The sequence below is a fragment of the uncultured Campylobacter sp. genome (assembly GCF_938031315.1).
Taxonomy (GTDB): Bacteria; Campylobacterota; Campylobacteria; order Campylobacterales; family Campylobacteraceae; genus Campylobacter_B.
Genome location: NZ_CALHHT010000466.1, coordinates 1 through 8,586 on the forward strand (window position 1 = coordinate 1; position 8,586 = coordinate 8,586).

Consider the following 8,586-nt stretch of genomic DNA (forward strand, 5'->3'; position numbering starts at 1 on the left):
GTACTTGTAGTCTGGTTAGTGCCGTTGTATGTAAGAGCCATATCGTTATAGTATTAGCACTAAAGACAAATTTTGCTCGGGATAAATTTCGTGTGATTATAGCTAAAAGCTGTCGATTGACACAATTTATATTAAAATTAACTCAAGAAAGAAGTAATTTATAAAACCAACTCATTTGTAAAATCTATATATTATTGTTTTTTTGTTTTAACTGACATTGGTTATATGAGTAACAATATTATACATCCTAAGTCTATTAAAGACAATATGCTATAATTTTTAATCTTGATAAAGGATTATAAGTGCAAAAAATAATAAATATGCTTAAATCAAGGCTTTTAAATTTATTAAAGCCGCTTGGTGATGAATATTTGCCTATATTTTTCTTGATAATTTTATTAAATTTATTTACATATTTACTGATAGATATAAAAATAGAGCATACGGATAGCTTAATACTAGACTTGCTTTTGGGTATTTCAAGTATATATGTATCAACAAATATTGTATTCATCTTATTTAGATTTTTTGGGGATAAAATTTTTAGAATACTTATTAAATTTTTATTTCTCATAAGCGTATTGTTTTTATTTTTGCAAATATTTTTAGTTTTTAAGACAAATATTGCTTATTCTTTTGTAGCTATAGATGCATTGACGCAAACGACTAAAAATGAGGCATTGGAATTTGCAATTACACATTATGATTGTAGAATTTTACTATCTTATTTGTTAATTATATTATTCTGTATCATATTTTTGAGAATTAGATTTATTGGAAAATATTTTATATATGAGAAATTAAGTTTATTTTCCGCCTTAATTTTTAGTATAAATTTGGTTTACGCCTCATTCACTACTTTTATAGCTTACCAAAAGGTTATGTTAGAGCTAAATAAAGTGCCACTTTTTAACTTGGTATATACAACTTATCAATACAAAAAGTTAAATTTGCAAGACATTCGCGAAATTAACGCATTGCAAAAGCAAATTTTTGATCTCCATACACACAAAACCGCTAGAAACAAAATTAAAAATGTAGTCTTTATAATAGGGGAGAGTCTGCAGAGGGATTTTATGCAGCTATATGGATATGACAAGAAAAATAATCCAAATTTAAAGATTCTTAAAGACAGAGGAAATTTAGTGGCTTTTAATGATACCATTTCTCCATGGCCTTCAACAGCACAATCTCTCAAAGTAGTTTTAAGTTTCGGTAATTATGAAAATGGACAAAGTAGAAAATGGTATGAGAATTTAACTATCGTAGATTTAGCTAAATTATCAAATTACTTTACTGTATGGATTAGCAATCAGGAAGGCTTTGAGGATGTGAAGCCTGTAAATATAATAGCAAAAAGAGCTGATTATAAAGCATTTGTAGCTAGAATTCCTACAATGAGCTACATCGATTACTATTACGATGGAAAAGTTTTACCCATGATAGAAGATATAAAAAATTCACGAAGCAGTGATATGTTTTATTTTATCCATTTGCTCGGAAATCATCAGGATTATAGTAGGCGCTATCCGAGTGAATTTACCAAATTTGATAAAAAGGATATAGTGAATTCAAAATTAGATGACAAAAATCGCCAATATGTGGGAGAATATCTTAATTCTATTTTATATAATGATTATATAATAAATGAAATCTATAAAATATTCCAAAATGATAATGCCTTAATTATCTACCTAAGTGATCATGGCGAGGATTTATGGCAGACAAATTTAAATAGTTACGGAGGTCATGGCTATATTTGTCGTTTTACGGCTGAGATTCCGCTTATTTTTATCGCTACAGATAAGTTTCGCCTAGAGAATGCTGAGATTTGGCGAAAAATTGTCTTAGCAAAAGATAAACCATTTATGAGCGATGATTTAATTCACTCTGTAGTCGAAATTTTAGATATGGAAAGTTTGTCCGAATTTGATGCTACTCGTAGCGTTATAAACGAAAATTTTAATAGTCGCAGAAAGCGCATGATTGAAAATATAGACTATGACGAAAAATTAAAAGATCAAAGTGATTTTAGCAGATAGTAACATACAATTGAGTAAAATTAGGTTGAATTCCACGCAAAAGGACGAGAATGAAAGCGATCGTAACGGTGATCGGTAAGGACAAAGTTGGCATTGTAGCGGGCGTTTCGGCTAAGCTCGCGCAGCTTGGGCTAAACATAGACGACATCAGCCAGACGGTTTTGGACGAGTTTTTTACGATGATGGCGGTGGTTTCCAGCGACGAGAAGCAGGACTTCACGGCTCTGCGCGAGGAGTTAAACGAGCTAGGCGAAAAGCTAAAAGTTAAAATCAACATCCAAAGCTCGGCGATTTTCGACGCCATGCACAACATCTAAGGCGCGCAGATGGACATCAAAAACGTAACCGAAACGATCGCGATGATCGAGGAGCAAAATTTCGACATCCGCACGATCACGATGGGCATCAGCCTGCTTGACTGCATTGATCCGGACATCGACAAGGCGGCGGAGAAAATTTACGCAAAGATCACCGACAAGGCGCGCGATTTAGTAAAGGTCGGTAATGAAATTTCAGCAGAGCTCGGCATCCCGATCGTAAATAAGCGCGTCTGCGTAACGCCTATCGCCATCATCGGCGCGGCGACGGATGCCGCAGACTACGTGCCGCTTGCTAAAGCGATGGACGAGGCGGCCAAAAAGGTCGGTATCGACTTTATCGGCGGCTTTTCGGCGCTCGTGCAAAAGGGTTACGCAAAGGGCGATAAAATTTTAATCGACTCCATCCCCGCCGCGCTTGCCGCGACGCAAAAGGTCTGCTCGTCGGTAAATATCGGCTCGACCAAAACCGGCATAAATATGAGCGCAGTCGCCGATATGGGGCGCGTGATCAAAGAAACGGCGCGGCTTTCCGATCTGGGCGCCGCTAAGCTGGTCGTGTTTGCCAACGCCGTCGAGGATAATCCCTTTATGGCGGGCGCATTTCACGGCGTGGGCGAGGCCGAGGTCGTCATAAACGTGGGCGTTAGCGGCCCCGGCGTCGTTAAGCGCGCGCTTGAGAAGGTGCGCGGAGCGAGCTTTGACGTGGTCGCAGAGACCGTTAAAAAGACGGCGTTTAAGATCACGCGCATCGGACAGCTCGTAGGCCAAATGGCATCCGAGCGGCTGGGTGTGAAATTTGGCATCGTCGATCTCTCGCTAGCCCCAACCCCGGCGGTGGGCGACTCGGTCGCGCGCGTGCTTGAGGAGATGGGCTTAGAGCGCGTCGGCACGCACGGCACTACTGCGGCTTTGGCACTGCTAAACGACGCTGTCAAAAAGGGCGGAGTGATGGCGTGCAACCAAGTAGGCGGGCTTAGCGGCGCGTTTATCCCTGTCTCGGAGGATGAGGGCATGATCGCCGCAGTGCGTGCAGGATCGCTAAATTTAGAAAAGCTCGAAGCGATGACCGCGATCTGCTCGGTGGGGCTCGATATGATCGCGATCCCGCAGGATACGCCCGAGCAAACGATCGCCGCGATCATAGCCGACGAGGCCGCGATCGGCGTGATAAATCAAAAAACGACCGCCGTGCGCATAATCCCAAAGGGCAAAGAGGGCGACACGCTGGAATTTGGCGGGTTACTCGGCAGCGCGCCGGTGATGAGCGTAAATAAAAACTCATCGGCGGACTTCATCGCCCGCGGCGGCCAGATACCGGCACCCATTCATAGTTTTAAAAACTAAATTTAACCCGCTTAGGGAGGAAAAATGAGAGCGTTTGCGTTATTTGCGGCAGTTTTGCTTTTTAGCGGCTGCTCCATAATCTCGGCATTTTACAGCAAGGAGAAAAAATTCGAGCTGGCGGGCTTGGGGCAAGACGGGGTCTATAGGACCTCGGACGACAGCGCAGATACGCTAATAAAAATAACGTCCGCCCGCACAAAAGAGGGCGAGCCGTATCGTATAATCCACACGCTGGAAATTCCTAAAAATTCTACCCAAACGGATTTTGATAGCAACGATAAAGAGGTGTTTAAAATAGACTGCTCCAAGAATTATTGCGAGCCTAAATACGACGAGGAGCCGAAAAGAATTGCCATTTCTTGGCCTGCGCCGAATGGAGGCGGCGTTTTTGACGGCGCCATATACCTAAAAAATTTACGGCTCGTAAAGGCGTATTAAATTTGCGGATTTAAAAGCGCATAAAATTCGTAAAATTTAGCGAGTAAAATTCTAAGTCGCCGTGATGGAATTTTTTGGCTTTAAATTCTGTGCTACGGGCGTGGAATTTCGGCTTGAAATTTCGGCATGAAATTTTACGGTGCGCTGTCTCTACGGCGCGATCCCCGCGGCGCGCTAAAATTTTAAAATTTCGTCGTAAGACGCGGCGTTAAAATTTCATCGCCGCGCGAGACGGACAGCGGCGGGTCTTTTGAAATTTTAAAGCGGCTTGCATTAAAATTTTAAAATTTAAAAGCAACCTGTTTCGTTATCATTGCTCGTCCGCTTAAGAAGCGGCGAAATTCTATTTCGGCGGGGATTAAACATAGCGCGCAAAACGGGCGCAGCGTAAAAATTTTAAAAGACGACGCGAAAATATGAGGCGGAAATAAAATGCAAAAAATGGCTTGGAAATTTGGCGAGCTTGAAAAGGTCGCAACGGATGAGGGTTTTATTTGGTATGCGGAGCTAAAAAGCGAAAGCTCTAGCGAGGTACCGTTTTGTCTTGTGTCTGCAGATACGGCGGATGTGGACGATGAGACTATCTTGCTCGCGCAGCGCATCGCCCGAGACATTGATCGGTACGTAAAAGACGCTCTTGTCTTCCTGCGAGACGAGCTTAGACGCGAGTATCGTTTTGGCGAGGATGAGCTTAGGCTGCTTGACGTGCCCGTTTGCGATCTGCCGTTTGAGCTTCCGCAATGCACGTTTTACGCGCGCGATACGCAGTGGCTGATGAGATTTGCCGAGGGTGCGCTTGATATTTGCGATCCTTTCGGCATCGGGGTGATTTTCGAGGGCGAAAGACCGCTGCGCGTGGAAAATTTAGAGCTTTGCTAGCTGCGGTAAAATGCTAAATTTAAAGGCGGACGGGAATTTTAATGCTTTGCCGGGTTTGAAATTTTTCGGCTTTTCGCGAATGTAACGCGGTAAATTTTAAAATTTAACCGCAAGGTGCGACATCAAAAAGACGCGGCGCCGAATTTAATATAATCTCTAAAATTTAAACGCTTAAAAAGAGCGAGCCGTGAGCGAAAAATTTCAAGCCGAGATGAAAGAGCTAGACGAAAAATTCGCCGCAATACCGGAGAATTTAAAGAAGCGATACGACAAACATAGGCTAATTAGGTGCTCTAGTATGGTATTTTTAGCGCTTTTGTTCGGCATTGCATCGGTAGTTTCGCGACTTATTTCCTACGTGGATATTCAGATGCCCGAGCCCTTTTTGTTTTGTGTGGCGGTAGTTTTATCCATTTGCTTGACGGCATTTTGTTTAAAGTGTTACAAGACAAAAAAAATACAGCAACTTTTTCATAAAAAATCAAGATGCCAGTTTGATGATTTTTACTTTTGAGAATACGGCTAGCTTAGTCTTGGTTTTATTTCCCACTTTGCTATTTCTATCTTCGGCAATGGGAGGTTCGCGAGATGAGTTAAGCGGCGCCGGCACTTTATACGGAATCTTTATAGCTCCGATTTGCATATTAGTTTTTCTTTTATGCTATTTTTATAATAAAGGCTCATATACTCCAAGGATCCATATCTGCGGCTCTCAAACGAAGCTTGATTTGTCGGTGCGAGAAGTCGAATTTAAAGAGGATGAACTAAACGAGAAATTTGCCAATATTCCAAAAAATTTAAAAAGGCGATATGACATACATAGATTGATTAGGCGTGCGAGCGCAATATTTTTGGCGTTTTTATTTATCATTGTCACATTTGCGAGCGCTATTGCTACATTGCGTGGCGTTGTTATTGTTTTAGTAATGTTATTTTCGTCCATTCTATTAACTATAGGTTATTTAAAAAGTAATTCTATGAAAGGATATAGCAAGCTTTTCATAAAAAATCAGCGAATTTCTTTAGTGGTTTTTACTATTGAAAATTTAGCTAGCGCGGCTTTGATTTTGCATCCGCTAGCGCTCATAATAGTGGCATTGATCGCTAAAAATAATGAGAGGATAATAGACTTGCTTTTAAGTGGCTCGAATATATTGTCTGTTTGCTTGATCGTTTTCGCAGCGTGCTATTTTTTCAACCGAAGCACATATATTCCAAAAAACGATAAATTCTGCTAAATTTAAACGGGATTAGAGCTCGCGAATATTCTTGCTGATGGATTTTGTGGTGCCCGCGGCTGTTCTTATTCGCGTGGTTTCGGACGGAAAAAATTGCTTAGAATCTTACGGATGTTTACGTAAGAAATTGGGCGAAATTCCGCTTCGGCGCGGAATTTAAGCATAGCGCGACAAACGCGTAAAGATGGCTGTAAATATGGACGCACGGAAAAGCAATAAAAGTCGCAAGATGCAAAGATGGGCACGGAGCGCGTTGCGGAATATAGGCGCGAGCTGCTGTGAATTTCACATTGCGTTACGCGCATGAATTTTATGCTCCGCCAGGTGGAATTTCACGCGCAAATTTCACGACGAAATTTCAGGGCGTTTCGAGTCTCGCGATTTACAGCTTCCTAAGCTTCGCGATCTCGTCGCGCAGCGCAGCAGCCTTTTCAAACTCCAGCGCCGCCGCGGCATCGAGCATCTGTTTGCGAAGCTCCTTTACGATCTTGGCGCGCTCGGCGGCGGGCATCTTCTCTAAATTTGCACCCTTTCTTAAAATTTCGGTGCCGTCTTCGATCTTTAGGCTCTCTTCGATATTGCGGCTCGCAGAATGCGGGGTTATGCCGTGGGCGCGGTTGTATTCATCTTGAAATTTACGGCGCTTTTGCGTGATGTCGATCGCCTCTTGCATCGAGGCGGTGATCTTTTTGCAAAACATCACGACTTGCCCGTTCACGTTTCGCGCGGCTCGCCCCATCGTCTGAATGAGGCTGGTGCGCGAGCGCAAAAAGCCCTCCTTATCGGCATCCATGATCGCTATTAGGCTTACTTCGGGCAGATCGAGCCCCTCGCGGAGCAAATTTATACCGATTAGCATATCGTATTCGCCGCTGCGTAGGCCGCGGATGAGCTCGTTGCGCTCGATCGCATCGATGTCCGAGTGCATATATTTGACCTTAAGCCCAAGCTCCAGATAGTATTTGCTCAGCTCCTCCGCCATCTTTTTGGTTAGCACGGTCACTAAGATCCGCTCGCCGCGCGCGATGACCTCCTTTGCCATATCGTGTAAAATTTCGACCTGATTGTCGCTGTCTTTTAAGATAATCTGCGGATCGAGTAGTCCCGTCGGGCGCAGTATCTGCTCATATACGGCGCCGCGGCTAAGATCCAGCTCGTAATCATTTGGCGTTGCGGAGACGAATAGAAATTTAGCCTTTTTATTGATAAACTCATCAAACATCAGCGGGCGGTTATCAAGTGCTGATGGCAGGCGGAAGCCGTACTGCACGAGCGTTTCTTTGCGGCTGCGATCGCCTGCGAACATCCCGCGAAACTGCGGCAAGCTCACGTGGCTTTCATCGATGATGACGAGATAGTCCTTGCCCTTACTCTCGTAGTAATCAAAGAGCGAATAGGGCGTCTCGCCCGGCTTTTGACCGGTCAGATAGCGCGCGTAGTTTTCGATCCCCTTGCACATCCCCGTAGCGCCCAGCATCTCAAGGTCAAATTCCACTCGCCCTTTCAGCCGCTGCGCCTCTACGAGCTTACCCGCGTCCTCGAAAAATTTCAACCTCTGCTCAAGCTCCTCCTCGATCCCTTTAATCGTTGATTTCAGGCGCTGCTCGCCCACGATGAACTGGCTCGTCGGGTAGAGAATAAATTTTTTGACGCTCTGCGTCTTTTTGTTTTCTAGCACGTCCAGATGATACATCGCCTCTATCTCGTCGCCGAAAAACTCGATCCTAAACGCCTCGTCGTTAAAATACGCGGGGTAGATGTCGATCACGTCGCCGTTTACGCGAAAATTCCCGCGATCAAAAAAATCGTCGTTGCGTTTGTAGCCCATATCGACGAGCTTGCGAAGTAAAAATTTAGTGCTAAATTTTGATCCGATCTCAAAAAACAGCACCATGCCTTTATATTCGGCGGGATCGCCCAGGCCGTAGTTTGCCGAAACCGACGCTACGGTGATGACATCATCAAAGCTCAGCAGGCTTGCAGTGGCGCTTAGCCGCAAGCGCTCGAGCTCTTGGTTTACGTCGCTGTCCTTTTCGATGAAAAGATCCTGCCTGGGGATGTAGGCCTCGGGCTGATAGTAATCGTAGTAGCTGATGAAATACTCGACGTGATTTTGCGGGAAAAAGCCCTTAAATTCGCTATAAAGCTGCGCCGCGAGAGATTTATTATGCGTCATTACGAGCGCGGGAATTCCGAGGCGCTTGATGATATTTGCCATGCTGAAAGTCTTACCCGAGCCGGTAACGCCGAGAAGAGTTTGGTATTTATTGCCGCTTTGAAAGCCCGCGACGATGCCCTCGATCGCTTTTTCTTGATCCTCGCTTG

8 protein-coding genes are annotated in these 8,586 nt (G+C 43.9%); 7 read left to right on the forward strand and 1 reads right to left on the reverse strand.

Going from position 1 to position 8,586, the window contains the following annotated elements:
• Nucleotides 1-302 precede the first annotated feature (302 nt).
• From Q0236_RS11550 to Q0236_RS11580, 7 genes are all read left to right on the forward strand, one after another.
• Nucleotides 303-2,042 carry a phosphoethanolamine transferase gene (locus Q0236_RS11550; protein WP_297918156.1) on the forward strand — a complete coding sequence of 580 codons (1,740 nt, stop codon included), beginning with the start codon at nt 303-305 and terminating at the stop codon, nt 2,040-2,042.
• A gap of 50 nt (nt 2,043-2,092) precedes the next feature.
• Complete coding sequence (locus Q0236_RS11555) at nt 2,093-2,359, forward strand: ACT domain-containing protein (RefSeq protein ID WP_002944456.1); 267 nt, start codon at nt 2,093-2,095, stop codon at nt 2,357-2,359.
• 9 nt (nt 2,360-2,368) lie between these two features.
• Nucleotides 2,369-3,706 carry a PFL family protein gene (locus Q0236_RS11560; protein ID WP_122873566.1) on the forward strand — a complete coding sequence of 446 codons (1,338 nt, stop codon included), beginning with the start codon at nt 2,369-2,371 and terminating at the stop codon, nt 3,704-3,706.
• Nucleotides 3,707-3,730: 24 nt separating this feature from the next.
• Nucleotides 3,731-4,144, forward strand: coding sequence for a hypothetical protein (locus Q0236_RS11565; RefSeq protein ID WP_297918162.1), 414 nt, complete (start codon nt 3,731-3,733; stop codon nt 4,142-4,144).
• A gap of 432 nt (nt 4,145-4,576) precedes the next feature.
• Nucleotides 4,577-5,023, forward strand: a complete 447-nt coding sequence (locus Q0236_RS11570; protein ID WP_297918164.1) for a hypothetical protein — start codon at nt 4,577-4,579, stop codon at nt 5,021-5,023.
• Nucleotides 5,024-5,210: 187 nt separating this feature from the next.
• Nucleotides 5,211-5,537 carry a hypothetical protein gene (locus tag Q0236_RS11575; protein ID WP_297918167.1) on the forward strand — a complete coding sequence of 109 codons (327 nt, stop codon included), beginning with the start codon at nt 5,211-5,213 and terminating at the stop codon, nt 5,535-5,537.
• A complete protein-coding gene (locus Q0236_RS11580; RefSeq protein ID WP_297918170.1) occupies nt 5,518-6,261 on the forward strand; it encodes a hypothetical protein in 744 nt (247 codons plus the stop codon). Before Q0236_RS11575 ends, Q0236_RS11580 begins: the two co-directional genes overlap by 20 nt.
• A 382-nt stretch (nt 6,262-6,643) precedes the next feature.
• Here Q0236_RS11580 and uvrB read toward each other — a convergent pair.
• On the reverse strand, nt 6,644-8,586 hold a 1,943-nt coding region (uvrB, locus tag Q0236_RS11585), incomplete at its 5' end, for an excinuclease ABC subunit UvrB (protein WP_297918173.1).

Coding starts and splice junctions, on each gene's coding strand:
- Q0236_RS11555 (WP_002944456.1), top strand. CDS start 2,093: ATGAAAGCGATCGTAACGGTGATCGGTAAGGACAAAGTTGGCATTGTA.
- Q0236_RS11560 (WP_122873566.1), top strand. CDS start 2,369: ATGGACATCAAAAACGTAACCGAAACGATCGCGATGATCGAGGAGCAA.
- Q0236_RS11565 (WP_297918162.1), top strand. CDS start 3,731: ATGAGAGCGTTTGCGTTATTTGCGGCAGTTTTGCTTTTTAGCGGCTGC.
- Q0236_RS11570 (WP_297918164.1), top strand. CDS start 4,577: ATGCAAAAAATGGCTTGGAAATTTGGCGAGCTTGAAAAGGTCGCAACG.